This is a genomic window from Bradyrhizobium sp. SZCCHNRI1029 (genome assembly GCF_032487555.1).
GTDB lineage: Bacteria > Pseudomonadota > Alphaproteobacteria > Rhizobiales > Xanthobacteraceae > Bradyrhizobium.
The window spans coordinates 355,777-381,977 of the sequence record NZ_JAUEUK010000007.1; the positions used below are offsets into that span (position 1 = coordinate 355,777).

Below are 26,201 nucleotides of genomic sequence, written 5' to 3' on the forward strand. Positions count from 1 at the left end.
AAAGGACGCACGCAGGCAACTCACGCCCACCTGCCCGACGGTCAGGCCGCAATCTCCGCCACGATCCGCCCCGTCGTCACCTGGTCGCCCTCGGCGACCTCGATCGCGGTCACCGTTCCGGCGATGCCGGCGGTGTGGACGTGCTCCATCTTCATCGCCTCGAGCGTCACCACCGGCTGTCCCACAGCCACGCTGTCGCCCGGCTTCACCAGCACCGCGACCACACGACCATTCAACGCCGCGCGAACCCTGCCATCACCGCCGCCAGCGGCTGAGGATTGCGGCCTCGCCAACGTCACGTCGCGCAGCGCCAGCGTCTGGTCGCGATGCTGGACGAACAGCCGATCGTTGTCGCGGACGAAGCGCGCGCTCTCGACGATCTCGGCGTGACGAACGCGGATCGCATCATCCGTGAGCGACACGATCTCGAAGCGATGCTCTGCATCGCCACGCGTCACGCGATAGATTCCGTCACGCTCGCGCAGCAGCTCGCACTCGGCCACCTCACCGGCGATCTCGAACCGGAGCGGCGTCGCGAAGGCTGCCGCGAGCGAGCGGCCGCGGCGGACGGGATGCGCGAGCGGATGGCTGACGGAGAGCAGCAACGCACCCAGCGCGAGGTCTGCCGCTTCGACCGCCGGCGCACGCAGCTCGTCACGATGCGCCGCGATGAATGCGGTGGTCGCCTTGCCCGCGGAGAAGGCCGGATGCCGCAGGCAGGACATGAGGAAGGCCCGGTTGGTCGGGACGCCCAAGGCAACGGCCTGCTCCAATCCGGCGATCAGTCTTGCGCGCGCCTCCTCACGAGTCGCAGCATGGCTGATCAGCTTGGCGATCATCGAATCGTAATGGGGCGGGATGTCGGCGCCGGACTCCAGCGCATGCTCGACCCGGATCGTCCCGGGCATCTGCCACAGCGTCATCCGCCCGGACTGCGGCATGAAGTCGTGCGCCGCATCCTCGGAGCACAGTCGCACCTCGATCGCGTGCCCCGAGAAGCTGACCTGCTCCTGGCGCAACGGCAGGGGCTCGCCGGCGGCGATGCGCAATTGCCATTCGACGAGATCGAGTCCCGTCAGTGCCTCTGTCACGGGATGCTCGACCTGCAGCCGCGTGTTCATCTCCATGAAGTAGAATTCGCCGTCGCCGTCGAGCAGGAATTCCAGGGTGCCCGCGCCCTCATAGCCGAGCGCCTTCACCGCCTGCACCGCCACGGCGCCCATGCGCGCGCGCAGCTCCGGCCCGACCGCGGGCGACGGCGCCTCCTCGATCAGCTTCTGGTGCCGGCGCTGCACCGAACAGTCGCGCTCGCCGAGATGAATGGCATTGCCGTGCCGATCGCCGAACACCTGGATCTCGATGTGGCGCGGATTGGCGATCGCCTTCTCCAGGATGACGGTGCCGTCACCAAACGCGGCGGCCGCTTCGGAGCGCGCACTGCGCAGCAAATCGGGGAACGCGCCGGCGTCTGTCACGAGCCGCATGCCGCGGCCGCCGCCACCGGCGACGGCCTTGATCATTACCGGGAAATCAATGCGGCGCGCCTCGCGCAGCATCGCGTCGTCGCCCTGGTCCTCCCCCTGATAGCCGGGTACGCAGGGCACACCGGCGCAACTCATGATCACCTTGGCGCCGGCCTTGTTGCCCATCGCCTTGATCGCCTCGGGCGATGGCCCGATGAACACCAGACCGGCCTCCTTGCACGCTTGCGCAAAATCCTCGTTCTCGGCGAGGAAGCCATAACCGGGATGCACGGCATCCGCGCCCGTCGCCTTTGCGGCGGCGATGATCGCTGCGATGTTGAGATAGGACTGTGCCGGCGGCGGCGCGCCGATGCGGACCGCCTGATCGGCGAGCCGGACATGCGGCGCCTCAAAATCTGCATCGGAATAGACTGCGACCACACCGTAGCCGAGCCGGCGCGCGGTGCGCATGACCCGCAAGCCGATCTCACCGCGGTTGGCGATCAGCACCTTGTGGAACGGCCTGCGTTGCATTCCCGTCATCTCTCCGCTCATGGCCTGGACACCGAGAACTGCATGCGCTGCGGTTGCCGCGCTTCCGCCTCGCGGCAGATCGCCAGCACCTCCGACAGCACCGCGCGGGTGTCGCGCGGATCGATCACGCCGTCGTCGAGCACGCGCGCCGAAGTCGCAAACACGTCCATCTGGCTGTCGAACACGCCGATGATCTGCGCCTTCATGGCGTCGAGCTTCTCGCGTTCCACCGGCTTGCCGCGGCGCGCCGCGGCCGCTTCGGTCACGATCGCCATCGTCTCCGCCGCCTGCTCACCACCCATCACGGCGGTCTTGGCGTTGGGCCAGGAGAAGCAGAAGCGCGGGTGGAATCCACGGCCGCACATGCCGTAATTGCCCGCCCCGAACGAGGCCCCGCAATAGATCGTGATCTGCGGCACGGTCGCCGACGTCACCGCCTGGATCATCTTGGAGCCGTGTTTGATCATGCCGGCCTCCTCATAGGCGCGGCCGACCATGTAGCCGGTGGTGTTGTTGAGATACAGGATCGGTGTGCGCGTCTGGCAGCAGGCCTGGATGAAGTGCGTCGCCTTGTTGGCGCCCGCCGGATCGAGCGGGCCATTGTTGGTGACGATGCCGATCGCCTGGCCCTCGATGCGGGCATGGCCGCACACCGTCGCAGGCCCGTAGTTCGGCGCCATCTCGACGAAGTCACTGTCGTCGACGATGCGCGCAATGACCTGGCGCATGTCGACGGGGCGCTTGTGGTCGAGCGGCATGATGCCGAGCAGCTCCTCCTGATCGTAGCGCGGCGGCTGTACCGGCGACGACTCCTGCGATGGCCGGTCCCAGTTGAGCTTGCCCATGATCTCGCGCGCGATGCGCAGCGCGTCGCGATCGTCCTCGGCGAGATAGTCGCCGAGCCCGGAGATCGAGGTGTGCATCTCGGCGCCGCCGAGCTCCTCCTCGGTGGCGATCTCGCCGGTCGCGGCCTTCAACAGCGGCGGCCCGGCGAGGAAGGCACGGGTGCGTCCGCGCACCATCACGATGTAGTCGGACAATCCGGTCTGATAGGCGCCGCCGGCGGTCGACGAACCATGCGTCACGGTGACGACCGGAAGGCCCGCCGCCGATAGCCGCGCCAGGTTGCGAAAGATGTTGCCGCCGCGGACGAAATCCTCGACGCGGTAGCGCAGCAGGTTGGCACCGGCACTCTCGACCAGTTGCACGTAGGGCAGCTTGTTCTCCAGCGCCAGCTCCTGCACGCGCAGGGTCTTGTCGAGGCCGTAAGGCTGCAGCGCGCCAGCATCGATGCCGGCGTCATTCGCCGAGACCATGCAGCGCACGCCGGACACGAAGCCGATGCCGGCGACGACGCCGCCGCCCGGCACACTCTTGGCCGGGTCCGGCGTGTCGAACATGTAGCCGGCAAGCGTCGATAGCTCCAGGAACGGCGCGCCGGGATCGAGCACCAAGGCGACACGCTCGCGCGGCAACAACTGGCCGCGCTGATGGAAGCGCTCCTTTGCCGCCGCCGAGGCATTGCGCGTGCGCGCCTCGAGATCGCGCATCCGCGCGATCAGGTCGAGCATGCCGTCACGGTTGGCCTGGAAGGCCGCGCCGGCGGGAGAGATGGTGTTGTCGATCACTGCCACGAACAAGGTTCTCTCTTTTGGCCGTCATTCCGGGGCGCGCGGAGCGCGAGCCCGGAATCCATACTCCCGATGGTGGTTATGGATTCCGGGCCTGGCCCTTCGGGCCATCCCGGAATGACGGCGGAAGTCGTTGATACGGCTCACGCGCTCTTCGCGAAATGCTCGCCATAGGCCTGGCGCAGCTCGACCTTGCGCAGCTTGCCGGTGGCCGTCATCGGCATCTCCTCGAGCACCCGCACCAGCTTCGGCACCTGGAAGCCGCCAAGCGACTTGCGGCAGTGCTCGAGCAGCTCGGTCTCGCTGGCCCGCGCGCCAGGCTTGAGCTTGACGAAGGCCGAGACGGCCTCGCCCCATTGCGGATGCGGCAGGCCGACGACGGCGGCATTCTGCACCGCCGGATGCGCCAGCAGGGTCTCCTCGATCTTGACCGAGGCGACGTTCTCACCGCCGGACTTGATCATGTCCTTCTTGCGATCGAGGAACAGCACCTCGCCCTTGTCGATGACCGCGAGGTCGCCGGTGTGGTGCCAGCCGAACTTGCGGGCGTCCTCGGTCGATTTCGGATCCTTGTAGTAGCCCAACATCACGTTGGGCCCACGATGCACCAGCTCGCCGATCTCGCCGGGCGGCAGCAGATTTCCGGCATCGTCCATGATGGCGGTCTCGTTGACGAACAGCGACTCGCCCCAGTAGTTGCCGAAGCGGTCGAGCTGGACCTCGGGCCGCGACATCGTCGTCGCCGGATACATCTCGGTCTGACCGCTGGTCAGCGCGAAGTTCGGACACAGCTCCTTGATCGCGCGCTCCAGCAGCGGCCGGCCCATCGGCGCCATGGTGTAGAGGCAGGTGCGCAGATGCGAAAGATCGAACTCCTTCCGCCGCGGATGATCGAGGATGGCTTGGTACATCAGCGGCAGACCGACGAACACGGTCAGCCGATCGCGTACGATCGCCTCCATGCAGGCGACCGGGTCGAAGCCGCGCATCAGCGCCATGCGGCCGCCGACTGAGAGATAGCTGAGCAGCAGCACGTGACCGGCACAGTGGAACAGCGGGAACTGCCCGGTGATCCCGTCGTCGCGCGAGAGCTGCATCTCGATGCAGTTGCTCATGACGGCCATCACCACGGCGAGGTGACAGTGCATCGCGCCCTTCGGCCGCGACGTCGTGCCCGACGTGTAGATGATCATCGCGAGATCGCGATCGTTGATCTCGATCTCGGGCTCGATGTCCGAATGCCCCTGGATGAGGTCGGTGAAGCTGGCAAGCCCCGCGGTCCTCGCCGTCCCGGTGAGATCGACGGCGACCAGCTCGACGCCGCGCTGTTCCAGCGCCGCCCGCCGCTCCGGCTGCGCAAACAGATTGTCATCGACGAGCGCGAAGCGCACCTCGGCATGGCCGAGGATGTAATCCATGTCGGCGGGCCCGAGCATCGTATTGATCGGCACCCAGACGAGACCGGCGCGATGGATGCCGAACAGCGCTTTGACGAACTCGATCGAGTTGTTGCAGACGGTCGAGATCTTCTCGCCCGGCTTCAGCCCCTTGGCGACGAGATGGTTCGCAAACCGGTTGGCATCGCGCTCGAGCTCGGTGAACGTCACCTGACGGGCGCCATCGGTGATCGCCACCCGCTCGGGAAAGCGGCGCGCCGCGCGCTTCAGGAGGTCGCCGATCGCAACCCGGCCGATGCGGCCGGGACCGGACACGCCGCCGGTGGCGTCGAGATTGGTCATTGGTCTGTTCCCTCCCCATTCACGTCATTGCGAGGAGCAGAAGGCGACGAAGCAATCCAGGGCGTCATGCAGAACTCTGGATTGCGTCGCTGCGCTCGCAATGACGGCGTCTGCCTGCGTCAGTTCACCGTGCCGAACATCTGCCGCGCCTCGGCCGGGCTTGCGATCTCGCGGCCGGCGCGCCGCGCGCACGCCGCGATGGCCTCGATCAGCTGGCCGTTCGAGGTCACCTTGGTGCCGTCGGCGAGATAGAACGTGTCCTCCAGCCCGGTGCGGAGATGGCCGCCGAGCTCGGCGCAGTGCTGGTGCAGCGGCCAGATCTCCGCCCGGCCAATTGCCGTGACTTGCCAGTGCGCCTCCGCGAGCTTCAGCTTGAGCAGGATCGGCAGCAGCTCGGGATCGGCCGGCATGCCGGAGGCGACGCCCATCACGAAGTTGTATTCGAGCGGGCCGTCATACATGCCGGCCTGGCGATACATGCCGACGCAGCGGACGATGCCGACATCGAAGCATTCGAATTCCGGGATCGTGTGCGCGTCCTTCATCGCGTCGAGATAGTCCTGGATCTTCTCGACCGAGTTGTCGAACATCATCGGTGGCCAGGCCCAATTGTTGTCGGCCTTGACCTTCAGATAGTTCAGCGAGCCGGCATTGCAGGCCGCGATCTCCGGCCGGGTTTGCCGGATGCAGTCGAGCGCGCCTTGATAGTTTGGTCCCGACACGCCTGAGGTGTGATTGATGATCACGCCGGGACAGGCCTCCCGGATCGCCTGCTGGATCTCGCGGGAGACGTCGACGTCCCAGGACGGCAGATGCCCCTTGCCCGGCGCCTGCTGGCGCAGATGGATGTGCATGATCGCAGCACCCGCGTCATAGGCGCGCCGCGCCTCGCGTGCCATCTCCTCGGGCGTGACCGGCACATGGTGCTGCCTGGGATCGGTGAGCACGCCGTTCAGCGCGCAGGTGATGACGGCTTTGTCGCTCATGGCACTCGTTCGATGGGCTGCGCGCAGGCGGCGCTGTGCTGACAGGGTCCGTATATGACGGCCGCACGCCGGGATCTGCTTGCGTTGACTCGCTGGTGACATGCGGCGCAACCGGATATTGCTTTGCATCAAGTCCGCGGCCGGAAACGGCGCTAAGCGGTTCCTGCTTCTCCTCACGGGCGTGCAATGTCGATCGACCCACAACCTGCGCCGATGTTTCCCAATGGCTTGAGCGCGGCGGAGGCAGCGCGCCGGCTGCGAACGGAAGGCTTCAACGAGCTGCCGCAGCCGGGCTCGCGCTCGATCCTGCGCCTCGTCGCCGACGTGCTGAAGGAACCGATGCTTCTCCTGCTGCTGGGCGGCGCCGGCATCTATCTCGCGCTGGGCGACGCGGCGGAAGCGATGCTGCTCGGCGTGTTCGCCTCGGCCTCCGTCTTCATCACCATCGTGCAGGAGGCGCGGACCGAGCGCGTGCTGGAATCGCTGCGCGACCTCTCCAGCCCGCGCGCCCTGGTGATCCGCGACGGCGAGCGCATCCGCATCGCCGGCCGCGAGGTGGTGCGCGGCGATCTCATCGTGCTGGCGGAAGGTGATCGCGTCGCAGCCGATGCGGTGCTGCGGCAATGCGACGATCTGCTGACAGATGAATCGTTGCTGACAGGCGAATCCGTGCCGGTGCGCAAGCGGCCGGCCGCCGGCGAAGCGATGGACGCGGCAACCGTGGCCGGCGGCGACGACCAGCCCTTCGTGTTCTCCGGCAGCCTGGTGGTGCGCGGCGGCGGCATTGCCGAGGTGATGGCGACCGGGCCGCACACGGCGATCGGCAGGATCGGCCAGTCGGTGACCGCCTTGGAGACCGAGACGCCGCGGTTGCGGCAGCAGACCCGGCGCCTGGTGCTGGCGTTCGCGATCGCCGGCGCCATCGTGGTTGCGGTCACGGTCGTGCTCTATGCGGTGTACCGCGGCGGCTGGCTGGAGGGAATCCTCGCCGGCATCGCGCTGGGCATGTCGATGCTCCCGGAGGAATTCCCGGTGGTGCTGACGGTGTTTCTGGCGATGGGCGCCTGGCGCATCTCGCAGGCGCGGGTGCTGACGCGGCGCGCTTCGGCGATCGAATCGCTCGGCGCCGCCACCGTGCTGTGCACCGACAAGACCGGCACGCTGACGCAGAACCGCATGATGGTGGCCCGGCTGGTGCTGCCGGACGGCGGCGCGCTGCAGCCTGCGACGGCGACGCCGGACGCCATCACACCGCCCTTCCGCGATCTCGTCGCCACCGCCGTGCTCGCCTGCGACCCGCAGTCGCATGATCCGATGGAGCAGGCGCTGCACGCGCTCGGCGCCGACACCACCGCGGGCGCCACGTTGCAGCGGCGCTACGGTCTGCGCCCCGACCTGCTGGCGATGACCAACGTCTGGTCGCGCGACGGCGCCGGCGTCGCTGCGGCCAAGGGCGCGCCGGAAGCGATCGCATCGCTCTGCGGCGTCGATGGCGGCGAGCTGGCGGCGCTGCAGGCGCGCGTCGAGACGCTCGCCGCCGAGGGCCTGCGCGTGCTCGGCGTCGCCCAGGCGAGCTGGAGCGGCGAGGCGCTCCCCGACACGCAGCAGGACTTCGCGTTCTCGTTCCGCGGTCTCGTCGGCTTCGCCGACCCGCTGCGTCCGGAGGTGAAGGATGCCGTCGCCGAGTGCCGCTCCGCCGGCGTCCGCGTCATCATGATCACCGGCGACTATCCCGCGACGGCCACCGCCATTGCGCGGCAGGCCGGGATCGATCCCGAGCGCGTCATCGCGGGCCCCGAGCTTGCTGATCTCGACGACGACGCCCTGGCGCTTGCGGCGCGCGCGCCGACGGCGTTCGCGCGCATCATGCCGGAGCAGAAGCTGCGCATCGTCACCGCGCTCAAGGCCGACGGCGAGATCGTCGCGATGACCGGCGACGGCGTCAACGACGCGCCGTCGCTCAAGGCCGCGCATATCGGCATCGCGATGGGCGGCCGCGGCACCGACGTCGCGCGCGAGGCCTCGGCGATCGTGCTGCTCGACGATGATTTCGGCTCGATCGTCAAGGCGATCCGGCTCGGCCGGCGCATCTACGACAATCTGCGCAAGGCGATGAGCTTCATCCTCGCCGTGCACTTTCCCATCGCCGGGCTGGCGCTGCTGCCGCTCGTCACGGGCCTGCCGCTGCTGCTCGGACCCGTGCACATCGCCTTTCTCGAAATGATCATCGATCCCGTCTGCTCGCTGGTGTTCGAGGCCGAGACCGAGGAAAGCGACATCATGCGGCGGCCGCCGCGCGATCCGCAGGAGCCATTGCTGCCGCGGCCGCTGGTGCTGTGGGGGGCGCTGCAGGGCATCCTGGCGATGCTCACCACGGGCGGCGTCCTGCTGCTGGCACACCGCAACGGCATGCCGGACGACGAGCTCCGCGCGCTGGTGTTCTTCACCCTGGTGTCGGTGATCGTCAGCCTGATCTTCGTCAACCGCTCGTTCTCGAGCTCGCTGCGCGAGGCGCTGCTGCGGCCGAACCGCATGCTGCTGCTGGTGATCGGCTTCGTCGTCGCCGTGCTCGCGACCAGCCTGACGCTGCCCGCCGCCGCGGCGCTGTTCCGGTTCGGACCGCTGCACGCCGACGATCTCGCCCTGACCGCGACAGCCGCGCTGACCACGCTGATCCTGCTCGAACTGTCGAAGTTCCCACTGCGCGCCGCGCTCGCGCGGCACGCAGCCAGGAAAGGTCAGGTCAAGGCGACCTCGCCGGCGCGGTAGATCGCGAGATCGCGCGAGCCGGAGAAGATCGCGCGCGGCTTCAGCCCGTAGAAGCGGCGGATCGAGTGGCTGAAATGCGTGGAATCCGGATAACCGATGTCCTGCGCGAGATGCGCCAGGTTGAGGTCCTGGTTGGCGTAGTTGAGCAGATGCCGCGCGCGCTTCCAGGCGCGGAACGAGCGGAAGGAGATGTCGGTCTCCTCCTTGAACAGATGCAGGAAGCGCGACGTCGAGAGCCCGACGGCGGCGGCGCAGCTCTCGGCCGTGGCCGGCTCGCCGGAGAAGCGGCTGATCAGGCCGATCGCCTTGACCACGCGGGGATCGAGCGTCCGCTGCGGCAGCACCTCGCCGAAGCACAGCCGGTCGAACACGGCGCTGGTGACGTCGCCGCTCAGCGGCCGCTGCACCAGCTCCTCATAGGCGGCGCGGATGCGGCCAGCATAGGCCTCCGCCTCGCGGGTGACCTTGCTCGCGAAGCGATCCAAGGTGCCGATCGGCACGCTCTCCGGCTCGATCGTTACGACGATGACGGTCCGATAATCACTCTCGATCGTGTGCGGCCTGTTGGGCGGCACGACCAGCAGCTCGCCGCGACGCTCCTCGCCGCCGTCGGGAATCAGCCGCAGGCTGCCGGTGAGCGCGACGTAGATATGGCACGCGCCCGAGCAGCGCTGGCGCGGACGGCCGAGCAGCCCGGCGTAGAAGACGCGCTCGGGCGTGATCAGCATGAGATGGCCAGAGTCCCGACGGGTCACATCCATGGTCTTCCTCCTGAGGCGCGGCTCTGTCGGCCGCTTCTTTGGAGAAGAACCATAGCGCAATTCGCGCCCCTGTCATCGGCGACGATTGCCGATTTTTGTCGCGGTTAACTCACCGATCCGAGATGATCGTCATTCCGGGGCGCGCGTGAGCATCGCCCCGGAATGACGTGCCCAAAGCTACGGCCTTACCCGCGGCTCGATGCCCTGCTCCACGCCCGCACGCTGCTCGGCGGCGCGTGCCCGCTGATAGCCCTCGCGCTGCTGTAATCGCACCCAATAGGCAGCCACATTCGGCCCAAAATCCTTGGCGAGCCCAAGCGTGTCTGCGAGACGCAATGCATAGCCGATCACGATGTCGGCCGCGGTGAAACGACCCGCGCACAAGAACTCGGCATTCGCGGTCGCTGCCTCCACGGCGCGCAGCCGTCCCAGGAACCACTTGGCATAATCCGTGGCGACCTGCGGCGAGCGACGCTCCTCCGGCTCGAGCTGAGTGTATCGCAATACCAGCGTCTGCGGGAACGTCAGCGTGGCGTCGGAGAAATACATCCAGTTCAGGAACGCGCCGTAGTCCTTTTCCTCAGGCCCGGCCATCAGCAGCGTCGGGCCGTGCTTGATGCCGAGATAATGGCAGATGCCCGAGGACTCCGTCATCTTCGTCTCGCCGTCGATCATGAACGGGATCGTGCCGAGCGGATTGATCGCCAGATACTCCTTCGCCAGCACCCGCGGCGGGAACGGCAGCATCTTCAACTCGTAGTTAAGTCGAAGCTCTTCCAGCATCCACAACGGGCGAAACGAGCGGGCGCCGTCGCAATGATACAGCGTGATCATCAGGCGCTCCCAGCTTTGCCGGTGCCGGGCAAAGTCCCCATCATCTTGCACAGGATGGTCAACATGACCTCGTCGGCGCCGCCGCCGATCGAGCTCAGGCGCGAATCGCGATAGGCGCGGCTGACCGGGGTCTCGTTCATGAAGCCCATGCCGCCCCAATATTGCAGGCAGGCGTCGGTGAGCTCGCGGCCGAGCCGGCCGGTCTTGAGCTTCACCATGGTCGCGAGCCGCGTCACGTCCTCGCCGGCGATCAGCGCCTCCGCGGCCTGGTAGGTCAGCGCGCGCAGCAGCTCGACCTCGGTCTGCATTTCCGCGAGCTTGAAATGGACGACCTGGTTGTCGAGGATCGAGCGACCGAAGGCCTTGCGGTTGCGCGTGTACTCGATGGTCGCGTTGATGATGGACTCATGCGCCTTCAGGCAGGCGGCGCCCGCCCACAGTCGCTCCTCCTGGAACTGCATCATCTGATAAGTAAAACCCTGCCCCTCCTCGCCGATGCGGTTGCGCTTGGGCACCCGGACATTGTCGAAGAAGATCTGCGCGGTATCCGACGAGCGCATGCCCATCTTGTCGAGCTTGCGCGCGACCTGCACACCCTTGCTCTTCATCGGCACGCAGATCAGCGACTTGTTGCGATGGACAGGTCCGTCGCTGGTGTTGGCGAGCAGGCAGATGAAATCGGCCTGGGTGCCGTTGGTGATCCACATCTTGCCGCCATTGATGACGTAGTCGTCGCCATCGCCGCGCGCCTGGGTCTTGATCGAGGCGACATCGGAGCCCGCGCCGGGCTCGGAGACGCCGATGCAGGCGACGTAGTCGCCTGAGATCGCGGGCGCCAGGAACTCCTTGCGCACCTCGTCGGAGCCGAACCGCGCCAGCGCCGGCGTCGCCATGTCGGTCTGCACGCCGATCGCCATCGGGATCGCGCCGCAATTGATGGCGCCGAGCTCTTCCGCCATCATCAGCGCGTAGGAATAGTCCAGCCCCTGGCCGCCGAACTCGACCGGCTTGTTGAGGCCGAGAAAGCCGAGGTCACCGAGCTTCTTGAACAGCTCATGCGCAGGGAAGATGCCGGCTTCCTCCCATTCGTCGACGTGAGGATTGATCTCGGCGGCGATGAACTTCTGCAGGATGCGGCGCGGTTCGTCGTGGTCGGCGGAGAAGAGCATGTTTCATTCCCTGTCATTCCGGAGCGATCGCGAGCGACCGAACCGGGAATCTCGATATGGTCTCATTTGACTGAGTCACGCTCGTCGTTCCGGGGCAAGGCCGCAGGCCTTGAACCCGGAATCCAGAGATTGCTTTGCGTTCGTTGCAACAACCTCGAGATTCCGGGTTCAGCCCTGCGGGCTGCCCCGGAATGACGCGCGCGGGAGGCACGCGTCACAATCCCATCTGCCGGCTCGCCAGGTCCTTCATGATCTCCTCGGTGCCGCCGCCGATGGCGTTGACCTTGACCTCGCGATAGATCCGTTCCACGCGGACACCCCGCATGAAACCGGCGCCGCCGAAGATCTGCACGGCTTCGGAGGCGCAGTAGGCCATCGTCTGCGTCGCCTGGTTCTTCATCATGCAGATCTCGGCGACCGGATTGTCACCCTGTTCGAGCCGCCACGCCAGCATTTCCAGCATCGCCTGCGATGCCGCCACGCGCTGCGCCATGTCGACCAGCTTGTGGCGGATGACCTGGTGCTGCGCGAGCGGCTTGCCGAAGGTTTGGCGCTCCTTGGCGTAGGCAATCGCATCGTCGAGGCAGACACGGGCGTAGGCCGTGCAGCTCGCCGCCATGCCCATCCGCTCGCTGTTGAAATTGTGCATGATCAGCTTGAAGCCCTGCCCCTCCTCTCCGATCAGGTTCTCGACGGGCACGCGGCAGCCGTCGAAATGCAGGGTCGCGGTGTCCGACGCCCACCAGCCCATCTTGTCGAGCTTGGTGCGCGTCAGCCCCGGCGTGTCGCCCGGCACGAGCAGCAGACTGACGCCCGCCGGCCCCGGTCCGCCGGTGCGCACCGCGACCGTGATGTAGTCGGCCCGCATCCCGGAGGTGATGAATGTCTTCTCGCCGCTGACGACATAGTGATCGCCGTCGCGGACGGCCCGGGTCCTGAGATTGGCAACGTCTGAGCCACCGCTCGGCTCGGTGATCGCCAGCGCCGAGATCTTGCGCCCAGCCAGAATCTCCGGCAGCACGCGCGCCCTCACCTGCGGCTGCGCGGCGCGCGCGATCGGCGGCGCGCCGATCGTATGGCTCATCAGGCTGGCGCTGATGCCTCCGGCACCCGCACGCGCCAGTTCCTGCGACGACACGATCTTCATGAACTGGTCGGCCGGCACGCCGCCGAATTCCTCCGGGAAGCCGAGCCCAAGCAGGCCGATCTCCGCCGCCTTCAGATATAGCGCGCGCGGAAATTCTCCGGCCTCGTCCCACGCGCTCGCGAACGGCGCGATCTCCTTGTCGACGAAGCGCTTGATGACGTCGCGGAAGGCCTCGTGCTCGGCCGTGTAGAACGGGCTTTTCGTCATGGCGGTGCCGGGAGCATCCTGCTTCGTGCGCTTCCGAAGATGCGCCGGAAACGCCCGCATCAACTTGCGTGGAGTGGCTGACCGGCAAAATCACCTGCGGCGCGCCCGGTCGGCCCGGCCGGCCTCCCGGGGCCAGCGCCTGGACGCAAGACAGTGCATTGCACACATCTGCCCACTCGTTGCCGTGAGCGGCCTTCCATGGTCGCCATCGCCGCAAGCCAAGAACAAGAACGACAATCACGAAAATTCAACCAGAGGAAGCCCAGGGAATGTTGCCGATGACGACCAGGACACTGCTCTCATTCGCGGCCGCGGCCGCCTTTTCCGTACTGGCGAGCCAGAGCGCGCTTGCGCAAAAGAAATACGACACCGGCGCCACCGACACCGAGATCAGGATCGGCAACGTCGAGGCCTATAGCGGCCCGGCCTCGGCCTACGGCATCATCGGCAAGACCGAGGAGGCCTATTTCAAGATGATCAACGATCAGGGCGGCATCAACGGCCGCCGGATCAACTTCATTTCCTATGACGACGGCTACAGCCCGCCGAAGACGGTCGAGCAGGTGCGCAAGCTGATCGAGAGCGACGAGGTGTTCCTGGTGTTCAACGCGCTGGGCACGCCGACCCAGACCGCCGTGCAGAAATATCACAACGCCAAGAAGGTGCCGCAGCTGTTCCTCGCCACCGGCGCCAGCAAATGGAACGACCCGAAGGAATTCCCCTGGACCATGGGCTTCCAGCCGAGCTACCGCGTCGAGGCGCGGATCTTCGCCAAGTACATCCTCAAGGAGAAGCCGAACGCGAAGATCGCGATCTTCTATGCCAATGACGATTTCGGCAAGGACTACGTCCTCGGCATCAAGGAGGTGCTCGGCGACAAGGCCAAGACCATGATCGTCGCCGAGGAGAGCTACGAGACCACCGAGCCGTCGATCGACTCCCACATCGTCAAGCTCAAGGGCACCGGCGCCGACGTGTTCGTCAACATCTCGACGCCGAAATTCGCGGCGCAGGCGATCAAGAAGATCGCCGAATTGGAATGGAAGCCGATGCATCTGATGACCGACGTCTCGATCTCGATCGGCGCGGTGATGAAGCCGGCCGGCATCGAGGCGTCCGAGGGCGTGCTGTCCGCCGGCTATCTCAAGGATCCGTCGGACCCCCAGTGGAAGGACGACGAGGGCATGAAGAAGTTCATGGCCTTCATCGACAAGTACATGCCGGGCGCCAACATCTCCGACGCCAACCTCGCCTATGGCTATGCCGCGGCCCAGACCATGGTGCAGACCCTGAAACAGTGCGGCGACACTCTCACCCGCGACAACGTCATGAAGCAGGCCGCCAGCCTCAAGGACTTCGCGCCGGATACCCTGATCCCGGGCATCAAGGTCAACACCGGCCCCAACGACTTCGCCCCGATCGAGCAGCTCAAGATGATGCAGTTCAAGGGCGGCAAATGGGACCTGTTCGGCGACATCATCAGCGCGGACGTCGGGGGATAGCAGCGTCGCTGCGGCGCCTCACTCGGAATCGTCCAACGGCGCGCCGCATCGCTTGAGCCCCCCTCTCTCTACGCCGACGATCGGCTCCCCTCCCCCTTGCGGGGAGGGGTTGGGGGTGGGGGTCTCCGCACTCCAAAGGCCGTGAAGGGCACAGCGCATTTCGGCGCCGCAACCACCCCCCAGAACAATTCCTTCTCATCACCCCAATACTTCGAGCGGTCTTCGTGGACCCCCACCCCCGACCCCTCCCCGCAAGGGGGAGGGGAGCAGACTGCCCGTGACGCAACATTCTGCCATCCAAAAACTTATTGCTATTTTTCCGAATCCATGATCATCTCTCGACATCCCGCCTCACCGCAGAGGGGCGTTGCGCGCGATCGTCACGACACGCGAGGCGGGGATGCGGTGGCCGCGAGAGATCGCAGCGTCTTCTCACGAGGGCGCGGACGAACGATCGCTCGCGGACGTGAAGTCGCAGCGTCCTGACACCCCGAAGCTGGTGTCCAGCGCAATGCGCGCAAGCGCATTGTCGCCATGGTGGCCAACAAGCCGGCGCACCAGGGAGACTGCGTATAAGCGTTCAACCCATCGCGCAGGGAATGCCGGCGTGCTCGGCTTTGCCTGTGGTACCTGCCGCCTGCATTCTTTTCGCAGGCGGGCCATGGGTGAGGCCTTCACCCGGCATTCCCTGCGCCCTCTGCACTGTTTGCGAGGGACATGATCACGACAGGCCTCGGGCGAGTGTCGCCGCGAGGATGCGGCCACGTGTCCATGCTGTTTGAGATGTGAATCTGATCTTTCCTCCGCGTCGTCGGCCAATCGTGTTCGACGATTCATTGCTAATCATCTCTTCGTAGGGTGGGCAAAGCGAACGCCATCAGGCGTTCGCGTGCCCACCATCGGCGCCAGTGTGTGCGGACTACGGAGCCTTGCCCAACCGCCGCAGTCTAGTGAACAGCGCCCCCGCACCACCCACCGCTGTCGTCCCGGACAAGCCGTGACGAGCGCCAGCACGGCGCGGCGCGGATCCGGTATCGATACGCCGCAGCCGGTGTGAGATGCGCGATCGTCATGACCAGCGTGCCCCGAACTGCTCTCTGTGGTTATGGATCCCGGCGTTCGCCGGGATGACAGCGGTGGTCGTTGAGGCGATGCCGTCCACCATTGGCTCCGTCATTGCGAGCGAAGGAAGCAATCCAGGGCCGATTTCGCGACTCTGGATTGCTTCGTCGCTTCGCTCCTCGCAATGACGGCGGTTAGTCGTGTGCCCAAATCTCACGGCACGCCCTGCACGAACAGCGCGAACGGCTCCTCGACCGTCTTGCGCAGGTGCTCGCGATACAGCTGGTAGTGCCGGTCATCCGCGCCGAGCCGGCCGAAGCTCGGCTCATCGACATTGCGCAGCGGTAGCAGCGCGATCGGCGCGGCGATCGGTGTCAGCAGCGAGCCGCGGCCGGCGAGCAAAGTCGTGATGATGCCGTACATCTCGCCGGTAATGGTGGGACGCGACACCGTGATCAGCCGGTGCTGGCCGTGGCGGTTGGTGACGAGGTAGACGAAGCCGGACTGGTTGGGCACGGCGACCTCGCCGAACTGCGTGAACGCCGCATCGAGCCGCGCGCCCTCGCGAAACACCAGTGACGACGCCGCATCGTCCCAGACGATGTCGGTGCGGTACGCATAGACGGCGTCCTTGTCGCCGAATGACGGCCGCAAGGTGACGTAGGTGCCCTCGATCCACTCCACAGCCCGCCGCGAATAGGAGCCGAGGCTGTCGGGCGCAATGCCGCCGCTTGCGGCAGGTGCGGCGAGAGGTGCACTCGGCGGCTTGCGCAGGGACATGCCGAGCGCCTGCTCGAGCCGGACGATGGTAGCGAGCGTGAACGGGCGGCGGCCGCCGAGGGCCTTCTCCAGGGTCGAGAGGCTCAGCTTGGCCTGCTCCGCCAGCGCCTGCCGCGACATCCGGCGCCGCGCAATCTCCTCGCGGATGGTCTCCGCGACCTGCCGGCTCTGTTCGTCGGAAAGCTCGCTGTTGTCCGGTATCGACATCCTGTCCCCTGCCGCGTGGTGCGCACCTCTTCTAGCAGACGGACAAATCAGCACAAACCCGGACAGATCAGCCGCGCTCTCGACCACCACCGGACATGCGCGGGCGGGCGGCGGCCGAACAAGACCGACCATTCCGCTCGCGGCGCTGGCGGGCTGCGCTCAGTGTCGGCATGCCGAAATTGTTCGTTGCGGAGCCAATGATGAGCGAGACGATGGACCACGATATCAGAAGCAGCACCCATCCGGTCCGGTCGTGGATCGTGACCATGCTGCTATTCCTGCTGCTGCAGGCCGCCGCCGTGCTGCTGGTCGGCTTCACGGCGCTGTTTCTCAGCGTCACCCCTGGCTGGTCCGCCGAAGGGCCGCTGGCGCCGCTGACCAGGCCGGGCGATGCCCGCTCCGGGGCGCTGCTGTTCAAGAGCGACGCCGGTTACGCCGAGGCGCCGCGGCTCGGCATCGACGTCGATATCGTCGTGTCGGGGCCGACGGCGCGGGCGCGCGTGACGCAACTGTTCAAGAACACGAGTTCGCAATGGATGGAGGCGGTCTATGTCTATCCGCTGCCGCCGGACAGCGCGGTGGACTCGCTGAAGATGATCGTCGGCGACCGCGTCGTGGTCGGCGACATCAAGCCGCGCGAACAGGCCAAGGTGATCTACGAGCAGGCCAAGCGCGACGGCAAGACCGCGGCGCTGACCGAGCAGGAGCGGCCGAACATCTTCACCAACTCGCTCGCCAATATCGGCCCCGGCGAAACCGTGCTGGTGCAGATCGAATATCAGCAGCCGGTGGCGCAGGCGGCCGGCGAATTCTCGCTGCGGGTGCCGCTGGTCGTCGCGCCGCGCTACAATCCGGCGCCGATCGTGCAGAGCGTCGATTTGCGCCCTGATAGCAACGGCTGGGGCGCCGCTGCGAACGATCCGGTACCGGACCGCAAACGCATCTCCCCGGAGGTGCTCGATCCGGCCAAGAATGATCCGGTCAATCCAACCAGGATCGCGGTGCGGCTGCAGGCCGGCTTTGCGCTCGGCGAGGTCAAGAGCCACCATCACCAGGTGACGATCGACAGCCCCGATGCGAAGACGCGAGTCGTCACCCTGGCCGAGGGCGTGGTGCCGGCCGACCGCGACTTCGAGCTGACCTGGAAGCCGGCCGCTGCGACGATGCCGTCGGTCGGGCTGTTTCACGAGCAGGTTGGCGACGCCGACTATCTGCTCGCCTTCGTCACGCCGCCGGCGGTGGCTGCAACGGCGCAGCGCCCGCAGCCGCGCGACGTCATCTTCGTGATCGACAATTCCGGCTCGATGGGCGGCACCTCGATCCGCCAGGCCAAGGCCAGCCTGCTCTATGCGCTGGGACGGCTGCAGCCGAACGATCGCTTCAACGTGATCCGCTTCGACGACACCATGACGGTGCTCTTCCCCGCCTCGGTGCCGGCCGATGCCGAGCATGTCGGCAGCGCCACCAGCTTCGTGAGTTCGCTGGACGCGCGCGGCGGCACCGAGATGGTGCCGGCGATGCGCGCGGCGCTGACCGATGATGGCAGCGACGGCGACCGCGTGCGACAGGTGGTATTCCTCACCGATGGCGCCATCGGCAACGAGCAGCAGCTATTCGAGACCATTACCGCAATGCGCGGCCGCTCGCGCATCTTCATGGTCGGCATCGGCTCGGCGCCGAACACCTATCTGATGACCCGCGCCTCAGAGCTTGGCCGCGGCGCCTTCACCCATATCGGCTCGGTCGAGCAGGTCGAGGGGCGCATGCGCGATCTCTTCGCCAAGCTCGAGAACCCGATCGTGACCGGGCTCAGCGCGAGCTTCTCGGAGGCCTCCGCCGATCTCACGCCAGCCGTGCTGCCGGACGTCTATCGCAACGAGCCGCTCGTGCTCGCCGCCAAGATCGACCGTCTCGCCGGATCGCTGCAGCTCAAGGGCCGCATCGGCGACCAGCCATGGACCATCACGTTGCCGCTGTCCGGCGCCGCCGAGGGCAAGGGCCTCTCAAAGCTGTGGGCGCGGCGCAAGATCGGCGACGCCGAGGTGGCCAGGACCATGCGGCAGATGACGCCGGAGGAAGCCGACGGCGCCATTCTCAAGCTGGCGCTGGAGCATCAGTTGGTGACGCGCCTGACCAGCCTCGTCGCCGTCGACAAGACGCCGCGCCGTCCCGACGGCGAGCCGCTGAGGCTCGCCGAGTTGCCGATCAACCTGCCGGCCGGCTGGGACTTCGAGAAGGTGTTCGGCGAGCACGGCCGGGTGCCGGCAATGCAGAACGAGCGCCGCGCTGAGGCCAACGGCGACGTCCAGCTCGCCGCGGTGAAGCGACCGGTGGTGCCAGCGTCGCCCGCGACGATCACCCTGCCGAAGACGGCGACCGATGCCGAGCTGAGCATGCTGCTCGGGTTGGGCGTGCTGATGCTCGAACTGATCTGGCTGGTCGCGATCAGGCGGCGAGTTGCCAACTAAGGAGCACGTCATTGCGAGCGAAACGAAGCAATCCAGGGCTCAGGACCCGACTCTGGATTGCTCCGTCGCTTCGCTCCTCGCAATGACGGGAGGAGAGACAATGCCCCGCTTCCTCATCCCTCTCGCGATAGCACTGATCGGCGTCATCCTGTTCGGCCACGGCGCCTTCATCCACGCCAAGGCCGTTCTCGCGCAAGCGCTGCTCGACCGCGCGTTCAGCCAAACCATCGCTACAAGCCATCCGGTGAAGCCGTGGTCCTGGGCCGACACCGTCCCGGTGGCGCGCATCGAAGTGAAGCGCCTCGGCGTCTCCACCATCGCGCTGGCCGGCTCCAGCGGCCAGGCGCTAGCCTTCGGTGCCGGCCATGTCGAAGGCAGCGCCGAGCCGGGCGAGCCGGGCGTCGTGGTGTACTCCGCGCACCGCGACACGCATTTCCGCTTCCTGCGCGACATCAAAATCGGCGACGAGATCGACATCGTCAGGCGTGACGGCAAGACGTTCCGCTATCGCGCCGACGCCGCCCGTGTGGTGCGCTTCGATGCCTCGGGGATCGATCCAGGGACCGACAGCGCCGAACTGGTGCTGTCGACCTGCTGGCCATTCGACGCCCTGACACAGGGGCCGGAGCGTTATGTGCTGCACGCCACAATGATCGCTGCGGGCGAATGAACACGAGCATGGCCGCTCTTGGGAACCAGGCGACGAATGCCCATTTGTCACCCTGCCGCTCCCGTGGGATGATCCCACGGGCTCAGCAAGGCTCACACCCAAGCGCTTCCGACATGCATTCCCAGGTCCAGTATCTGCCAATCACGCCGGCCTTCTTCGCCATCTTGGTGCTGGCGTTCGGCGTCCTGATCGTCCTGATCCAGCTCGGCATCCTGCGCTACGCCTACATGAAGCTCGGCGTCAGCTCGGGCACGGCGATGCTGCTGCTGTTCGGCTCGCTGGTCGGCAGCTATTTCAACATTCCGATCACCATGCTGCCTGGGCAGGTCGCGCGCTCCGGCGAGATCATCGACTTTTTCGGCATGCAATATGTCGTGCCGCTGGTGCATCAATGGCCCGGCACCCTGCTCGCTGTGAATGTCGGCGGCGCCGTGATCCCGACGATCATGTCGACCTATCTCATGCTGCGCTACCAGCTCTGGCTGCGCGCCGCGATCGCGGTGCTGGTGATCGCCGTGATCATCCACGCGATGGCGACGCCGGTGGAGGGCGTCGGCATCGCCGTGCCGGTCTTCGCGCCGGTCGTCGTGACCGCGATCCTGGCGTTCCTGCTGTCGCGCGAATATGCCGCGCCGCTGGCCTATATCGGCGGCTCGATGGGCACGCTGGTCGGCGCCGACCTGATGAACCTCGACAAGATCGGCAGCCTTGGCGCGCCCGTGGCCTCGATCGGCGGTGCCGGGACGTTCGATGGCATTTTTCTCACCGGTATCCTGGCGGTGCTGCTGGCCGGCCTCGCCGCGCCCTCCCGGCCGGGCCTTGCGCGCTGAGCTTTCAACCGGGAGACATAGCGGCTAAAATCGAGCGAGACAGCAGTGGGCACGGAATGCGCGCGATCAATCTCATCGTGGGAACCCTGACGATCGCGGCCGTTGCGGCCGGGATCAGCGGCGTCCTGATCAAGCAGAAGCATCGCCTTGCCGAGCAGCGCAGCATGATGCGCGTCGTGTTCGACGGCGGCTCGGCCGCGGGCCTGCGCAAGGGCGGGCCGGTGAATTTCGACGGCGTGCAGGCCGGGCAGATCCTGTCGATCAATCTGGAAAGCCCGCGCAAGATCGTTGCCATGATCACGCTCGACAAGTCCGCGCCGATCCGCAAGGACACCACCGCCGGCATCGAGTTCCAGGGCCTGACCGGCATCGCCGCGATCTCGCTGGTCGGCGGCGCGCCGACGGCGCCGCCGGTGCCGCTCGATCGCGACGGCGTGCCGGTGCTGACGGCGGACCTGAAGGATCAGGAGACGATGGTCGAGACGGTGCACAACATCGACAAATACGTCGTCAGCAACGCACCGGCCATCAAGGAGGCGCTACAGAGCTTCGAGAGCGAGACCGCCTCGCTGCAGGCGAAGACCGCGGCGTTCGATTCCGCGATCGACAAGGCCGAGGACATCTTCAAGGGCTTCGACACGCTCGTGACCAAGATCGACGGCGCCATTCCCGGATTTGCCGACGGCAATCCCGGCCAGCTGTTCGACCAGATCAAGTCGATGCGCGAGCTGGTCGACGGCTTCAAGCGCAAATCTGCCAAGGTGATCGACGACAGCCGCAAGACGCTGGTCGACATCAGCGACGGCGCCAATGCGATGACCGTCAAGTTCGGCGGCCAGCCGGCGGGTCCGGGTCCGCGCCGCGTGCCGGCGTCACGCTGAGGGGCGGACGCGCCGCCCCTCGCGTTCGTTCAGTGGCTGATCATCCAGGGCCGCGCCGTCGGAAAGCCCTTGGCGCCGCTCCTGGTCTTGGTCATCAGCCGCGGCGATTTCTTAGGCCCGCAGCAGCCGCAGCCTGCACCGTGTTTGGCCTTGTACTCGGCCACCGTCTGCGGCGCGTGACGGCTGCGCTCGTTGGTGGCATGCGCCGTGCGCCGCTCCGCCGGCATGCAGGCGAAGGCGGGCGCGGTGAGGATCACGCGCGGCGCCATGTCCTGGCATTGCGGACAGACCTGCGGCTCATCACATTCCGCCATCGGACGCATGTCCGTGAACGGACCGCATGCATCACAGAGATATTCATAGACCGGCATCGTCTCTTCTCCTGCGCAACAATCATCTCCATCTCACGCGGCGGATGCGGGGCGGCCGATACGCTGCCGTCCCGCACCCATCGCGCAGGGAGACCGCTATTTGTCCGGCGAGATCGGCATCTGGATGTCGCCCTTGATGTGCTTGATCGGACCCGCCGACGACGGCATCACGTCGAAGTCGAAGATCTCGGTCGGCAGCCACAAGGTGGCGCAGGCGTTGGGCACGTCGACCACGCCGGAGATGTGGCCCTGCACCGGCGCGGTGCCCAGGATCGAATAGGCCTGGGCGCCGGAGTAGCCGAACTTCTTCAGGTACTCGATGGCGTTGAGACACGCCTGGCGATAGGCGATGTGGACGTCCAGATAGTGCTGCTTGCCGGTCTCATCGACCGAGATGCCCTCGAAGATCAGGTAGTCGCGATAATTGGGCGTGATCGGCGACGGCTTGAAGATCGGGTTCTTGATGCCGTACTTCGCTACACCATCCTTGATGACGTCGACCTTGATGTGCAGCCAGCCCGCCATCTCGATGGCGCCGCAGAAGGTGATCTCACCGTCGCCCTGGCTGAAGTGCAGGTCGCCCATCGAGAGGCCGCCGCCGGGCACGTAGACCGGGAAGTAGATCTTCGAGCCGCGCGACAGGTCCTTGATGTCGCAATTGCCGCCATGCTCGCGCGGCGGCACGGTGCGGGCGCCCTCGGCGCCGATCTTGGCCTTGACGTCGCCCTTGGCCTGGCCGGCATGCGCGGTCGGCGCGAACGGCGGGTTGGCAAGGCCGGGCACGCGGGTCGGGTTGGTGGCGATCAGCGCGGTCTCGCGCTCGTTCCAGGTCGCGAGCAGCTTCGGATCGGGCAGACAGCCGATCAGGCCGGGATGGATGAGGCCAGCGAAGTTCACGCCGGGCACGTGGCGCGACGAGGTATAGAGGCCCTTGATGTCCCAGATCGACTTCTGCGCCAGCGGGAAATGGTCGGTCAGGAAGCCGCCGCCGTTTTGCTTGGAGAAGAAGCCGTTGAAGCCCCACAGGCTCTCCTTCAGCGGACCGACATCGAGCAGGTCGACGACCAGGAGGTCGCCCGGCTCGGCGCCCTTGACACCGATCGGGCCCGACAGGAAGTGCACGATCGACAAATCGATGTCGCGCACGTCGTCGGCGGAGTCGTTGTTCTTGATGAAGCCGCCGGTCCAGTCATAGGTCTCGATGATGAAGTCGTCACCCGGATTGACCCACTCCACCATCGGAATGTCCGGGTGCCAGCGGTTGTGGACCTTGTCGTTCTCGTAGGCCGATTTGGTCAGATCGACCTTGATCAGTGTGTCAGGCATCAGAAGCTCCCCTTGTTACTTGCTTGCACGGAGTGGTTAGACGGACAGATATTTCGAGACCTGCGCAGCATCGACCTGGTCGCGCGGATCGTCGCGGACGATCTCGCCGTTCTCGATCACCAGCACGCGGTCGGCGATGTCGAGCGCAAAGCTCAGCACCTGCTCGGAGACGACGATCGACAACCCCTTCTCGTCGCGGATGCGCTTCAGGGTGCGCGCCATCTCCTTGATGATCGACGGCTGGATGCCCTCGGTCGGCTCGTCGAGCAGCAGCACCTTCGGCTTGGTGGCGAGCGCGCGCGCGATCGCGAGCTGCTGCTGCTGGCCGCCGGAGAGATTGCCGCCACGGCGTCCCTTCATCTCGAGCAGCACCGGGAACAGCTCGTAGATGTCGCCGGGCACCTCGGACCCGCCGGACACGACGAGCCCGGTCTCGATGTTCTCCTTCACCGTCATGGTCGAGAAGATCATGCGGCCCTGCGGCACGTAAGCGAGGCCCTTGGCGACACGCTCATAGCTCTTCAGGCTTGCGAGCTCGGCGCCGTCCATCGCGATCGAACCGCTCTTGGCCGGCAGGATGCCCATCAGCGACTTCATCAGCGTGGTCTTGCCCATGCCGTTGCGCCCCATGATCGCAACGATCTCGTTGGGCGCGACCTTGACGTTCAGGCCATGCAGCACCTCGCTCTGGCCATAGGCGACATGGAGATCGGAGATTGCGAGCATCGGATATCTTCCTATGCAAGAGGGAGTGAGACGGCCGATCGAGCGGCATTGGCACTAAGCTCCCTCCCCCCTTGTGGGGGAGGGTTGGGGAGGGGGGGCTCCGGGCGAGACTGCCCGTGTGGACCCCCACCCCCGACCCCTCCCCGCAAGGGGGAGGGGGGGCGCAGCGAGGGTGTGGATCGAGCGATTTCCCGAGCATCGGCTCAGTGCCCCAGATAGACTTCGACGACCTTGGGGTCGTTCTTGACCCGCTCCATCGTGCCCTCGGACAGGATCTGGCCCTGGTGCAGCACGGTGACCTTGTGAGCAATGTCCTCGACGAACTTCATGTCGTGCTCGATGACGAGCACCGAGCGGTCCTTGATGATGCGATTCAGCAGCTCGGCGGTCTTGGCGCGCTCGCTGACGCTCATGCCGGCGACGGGCTCGTCGAGCATCAGAAGGTCCGGGTTCTGGATCAGCAGCATGCCGATCTCGAGCCACTGCTTCTGACCGTGGCTGAGCACGGCCGCCGAGGTCTTGAGACGATCCTTGAGGAAGATCATCTCGGCGACCTCCTCGACGCGATCCTTGACTGCGGCGTCACGCTGGAAAGTCAGCGAGCCGAAAACGGTGCGACCGCGCGGAAACGAGATCTCGAGATTCTCGAACACGGTGAGATCCTCGAACACCGACGGCGTCTGGAACTTGCGGCCGACGCCGGCCTTGACGATCTCGTTCTCGCGCAGCTTCGTCAGCTCCTTGCCGCGGAACTGGATCGAGCCCGAGGTCGCCTTGGTCTTTCCGCAGATCAGGTCGAGCACAGTGGTCTTGCCTGCGCCGTTCGGGCCGATGATCACGCGGATCTCGTTCTCCTCGACATAGAAGGAGAGATCGTTGACCGCCTTGAAGCCGTCGAACGACACGGTGAGCGCTTCGACCGCGAGCAGGAATTCCTTGGGCTGATGACCGATGAGCATCGCTGTGTCCTCACTCTGCGGGGGCGCCGTTGGCGACGAGGCCGCCATTGCCGGATTTCTTGGTGCGGGAGGCCAGTAGCTTGTCGATGCGCGGCTGCACGTAGTCGCCCCAGATGCCGGCGAGGCCGTTTGGGAAAGCGAGGACGACGGCGATGAACAGCGCTCCCAGGCCAAACAGCCAGAGCTGCGGGAACGTCTCCGAGAGGCTGGTCTTGGCAAAGTTGACGAGGAGCGAGCCGTAGACCGCGCCGAAGATCGAGAGCCGGCCGCCGACCGCGGTGTAGATCACCATCTCGATCGACGGCACGATGCCGACAAAGGACGGCGACATGAAGCCGACTTCCAAGGTGAACAGCGCGCCGCCGACTGCGGCGAACACGGCGGCCGCGCAGAAAGCAAAGATCTTGAAATTGGCGACGCTGTAGCCTGAGAAGCGGACCCGGTCCTCCTGCTCACGCATCGCCACCAGGATGCGGCCGAGCTTGGTCAGCCGGATGAACTGGGCGACGAGGATCGCTGCGAACAGGAAGAACACCTCGACGAAGTAGAGGATGTACTTGGCGTGGTCGGTGCGGATGTCCCAGCCGTGCAGCGTGCGCAGGTCGGTGATGCCGTTGATGCCGCCGGTGTAACCCTGCTGTCCCACGATCAGGATCGTCATGATCGCCGCGATCGCCTGGGTGATGATTGCGAAGTACACGCCGCCGACCCGCCGCTTGAACATCGCAGCGCCGATGATGAAGGCGAAGATCGCCGGCACCAGGATGATCGCGGCGAGCGCGAACGGGAAACTCTGGAACGGCTTCCAGAAGAACGGCAGCTGCGTCAGCTGATTCCAATCCATGAAGTCCGGAATGCCCGGCGTCGACTGGATCTTGGTGTTGGCGACGCTGGAGGCTTCCAGCTTGAGGAACATCGCCATGCAGTAGCCGCCAAGGCCGAAGAACACGCCCTGCCCGAGGCTGAGAATGCCGCCATAGCCCCAGCACAGCACCAGGCCGATCGCGACGAAGGAATACGTCAGATACTTCGCGACGAGGTTGAGGCGGAAGATGTCGAGTGCCAGCGGCAGGATGACGACGAGCAGCAGCAGCAGCGAAGCGAAGCCGATGAGCTCGGAGCGGTTGAAGAAGCGCGTGTTGATGATCATGACCGTGCCTTCTGATTCCCTATTCCCTG

20 protein-coding genes are annotated in these 26,201 nt (G+C 66.1%); 6 read left to right on the top strand and 14 right to left on the bottom strand.

Going from position 1 to position 26,201, the window contains the following annotated elements; genetic code table 11:
* Window positions 1-41: 41 nt before the first annotated feature.
* The 4 genes from QW861_RS21740 to QW861_RS21755 form a co-directional block, all read right to left on the bottom strand.
* Window positions 42-1,997 carry an acetyl-CoA carboxylase biotin carboxylase subunit gene (locus tag QW861_RS21740; protein ID WP_316193488.1) on the bottom strand — a complete coding sequence of 652 codons (1,956 nt, stop codon included), beginning with the start codon at window positions 1,995-1,997 and terminating at the stop codon, window positions 42-44.
* Window positions 1,998-2,014: 17 nt separating this feature from the next.
* Window positions 2,015-3,631, bottom strand: a complete 1,617-nt coding sequence (locus QW861_RS21745; protein ID WP_315767750.1) for an acyl-CoA carboxylase subunit beta — start codon at window positions 3,629-3,631, stop codon at window positions 2,015-2,017.
* A gap of 140 nt (window positions 3,632-3,771) precedes the next feature.
* Window positions 3,772-5,367, bottom strand: a complete 1,596-nt coding sequence (locus QW861_RS21750; protein ID WP_316193470.1) for an AMP-binding protein — start codon at window positions 5,365-5,367, stop codon at window positions 3,772-3,774.
* 119 nt (window positions 5,368-5,486) lie between these two features.
* The gene (locus QW861_RS21755) at window positions 5,487-6,353 is read right to left on the bottom strand and encodes a 3-keto-5-aminohexanoate cleavage protein (protein WP_316193471.1); all 867 of its coding nucleotides are present in this window, start codon (window positions 6,351-6,353) and stop codon (window positions 5,487-5,489) included.
* Between the two features lie 186 nt (window positions 6,354-6,539).
* Between QW861_RS21755 and QW861_RS21760 the strand changes: the two genes are divergently transcribed.
* Window positions 6,540-9,122, top strand: a complete 2,583-nt coding sequence (locus tag QW861_RS21760) for a cation-translocating P-type ATPase (RefSeq protein WP_316193472.1) — start codon at window positions 6,540-6,542, stop codon at window positions 9,120-9,122.
* On the opposite strand, the gene QW861_RS21765 is transcribed toward QW861_RS21760, so the two are convergent.
* The 4 genes from QW861_RS21765 to QW861_RS21780 form a co-directional block, all read right to left on the bottom strand.
* The gene (locus tag QW861_RS21765; protein ID WP_315827916.1) at window positions 9,092-9,883 is read right to left on the bottom strand and encodes a helix-turn-helix domain-containing protein; all 792 of its coding nucleotides are present in this window, start codon (window positions 9,881-9,883) and stop codon (window positions 9,092-9,094) included. The two genes, QW861_RS21760 and QW861_RS21765, sit on opposite strands and share 31 nt — an antisense overlap.
* Window positions 9,884-10,060: 177 nt before the next feature.
* A complete protein-coding gene (locus tag QW861_RS21770; RefSeq protein WP_316193473.1) occupies window positions 10,061-10,717 on the bottom strand; it encodes a glutathione S-transferase family protein in 657 nt (218 codons plus the stop codon).
* Entirely contained in the window at window positions 10,717-11,886 is a 1,170-nt protein-coding gene (locus QW861_RS21775; protein WP_315717058.1) for an acyl-CoA dehydrogenase family protein, read from the bottom strand. Before QW861_RS21775 ends, QW861_RS21770 begins: the two co-directional genes overlap by 1 nt.
* 214 nt (window positions 11,887-12,100) lie before the next feature.
* The gene (locus tag QW861_RS21780; RefSeq protein ID WP_315717057.1) at window positions 12,101-13,240 is read right to left on the bottom strand and encodes an acyl-CoA dehydrogenase family protein; all 1,140 of its coding nucleotides are present in this window, start codon (window positions 13,238-13,240) and stop codon (window positions 12,101-12,103) included.
* Window positions 13,241-13,509: 269 nt separating this feature from the next.
* Between QW861_RS21780 and QW861_RS21785 the strand changes: the two genes are divergently transcribed.
* A complete protein-coding gene (locus tag QW861_RS21785; RefSeq protein ID WP_316193474.1) occupies window positions 13,510-14,742 on the top strand; it encodes an ABC transporter substrate-binding protein in 1,233 nt (410 codons plus the stop codon).
* Window positions 14,743-16,017: 1,275 nt separating this feature from the next.
* Here QW861_RS21785 and QW861_RS21790 read toward each other — a convergent pair.
* Entirely contained in the window at window positions 16,018-16,791 is a 774-nt protein-coding gene (locus QW861_RS21790) for a helix-turn-helix transcriptional regulator (RefSeq protein WP_316193475.1), read from the bottom strand.
* A 200-nt stretch (window positions 16,792-16,991) separates the two neighbouring features.
* Here QW861_RS21790 and QW861_RS21795 point away from each other — a divergent pair, with 200 nt between their 5' ends.
* The 4 genes from QW861_RS21795 (at window position 16,992) to QW861_RS21810 (ending at window position 21,640) form a co-directional block, all read left to right on the top strand.
* A complete protein-coding gene (locus QW861_RS21795; RefSeq protein WP_316193476.1) occupies window positions 16,992-19,259 on the top strand; it encodes a marine proteobacterial sortase target protein in 2,268 nt (755 codons plus the stop codon).
* A gap of 100 nt (window positions 19,260-19,359) precedes the next feature.
* Window positions 19,360-19,929 carry a class GN sortase gene (locus QW861_RS21800; RefSeq protein WP_316193477.1) on the top strand — a complete coding sequence of 190 codons (570 nt, stop codon included), beginning with the start codon at window positions 19,360-19,362 and terminating at the stop codon, window positions 19,927-19,929.
* 113 nt (window positions 19,930-20,042) lie between these two features.
* Entirely contained in the window at window positions 20,043-20,759 is a 717-nt protein-coding gene (locus QW861_RS21805; protein ID WP_316193478.1) for a DUF1614 domain-containing protein, read from the top strand.
* Between the two features lie 56 nt (window positions 20,760-20,815).
* Window positions 20,816-21,640, top strand: a complete 825-nt coding sequence (locus QW861_RS21810; RefSeq protein WP_315717051.1) for an MlaD family protein — start codon at window positions 20,816-20,818, stop codon at window positions 21,638-21,640.
* A gap of 29 nt (window positions 21,641-21,669) precedes the next feature.
* Here QW861_RS21810 and QW861_RS21815 read toward each other — a convergent pair whose 3' ends face one another.
* The 5 genes from QW861_RS21815 to urtC all read right to left on the bottom strand — a co-directional run bounded on the left by QW861_RS21815 (window position 21,670) and on the right by urtC (window position 26,172).
* On the bottom strand, window positions 21,670-22,011 hold the full coding sequence (locus tag QW861_RS21815; RefSeq protein ID WP_315751138.1) for a zinc ribbon domain-containing protein: 342 nt from the start codon (window positions 22,009-22,011) through the stop codon (window positions 21,670-21,672).
* 96 nt (window positions 22,012-22,107) lie between these two features.
* Window positions 22,108-23,337 carry a formamidase gene (fmdA, locus tag QW861_RS21820; RefSeq protein ID WP_315717049.1) on the bottom strand — a complete coding sequence of 410 codons (1,230 nt, stop codon included), beginning with the start codon at window positions 23,335-23,337 and terminating at the stop codon, window positions 22,108-22,110.
* A gap of 36 nt (window positions 23,338-23,373) precedes the next feature.
* A complete protein-coding gene (urtE, locus tag QW861_RS21825; protein ID WP_315751136.1) occupies window positions 23,374-24,063 on the bottom strand; it encodes an urea ABC transporter ATP-binding subunit UrtE in 690 nt (229 codons plus the stop codon).
* Between the two features lie 203 nt (window positions 24,064-24,266).
* Window positions 24,267-25,022 (bottom strand): urea ABC transporter ATP-binding protein UrtD, encoded by a 756-nt coding sequence (urtD, locus tag QW861_RS21830; RefSeq protein WP_315751135.1) that lies wholly within the window; start codon window positions 25,020-25,022, stop codon window positions 24,267-24,269.
* 10 nt (window positions 25,023-25,032) lie between these two features.
* The gene (gene urtC / locus QW861_RS21835) at window positions 25,033-26,172 is read right to left on the bottom strand and encodes an urea ABC transporter permease subunit UrtC (RefSeq protein ID WP_315751134.1); all 1,140 of its coding nucleotides are present in this window, start codon (window positions 26,170-26,172) and stop codon (window positions 25,033-25,035) included.
* Window positions 26,173-26,201: the final 29 nt, after the last annotated feature.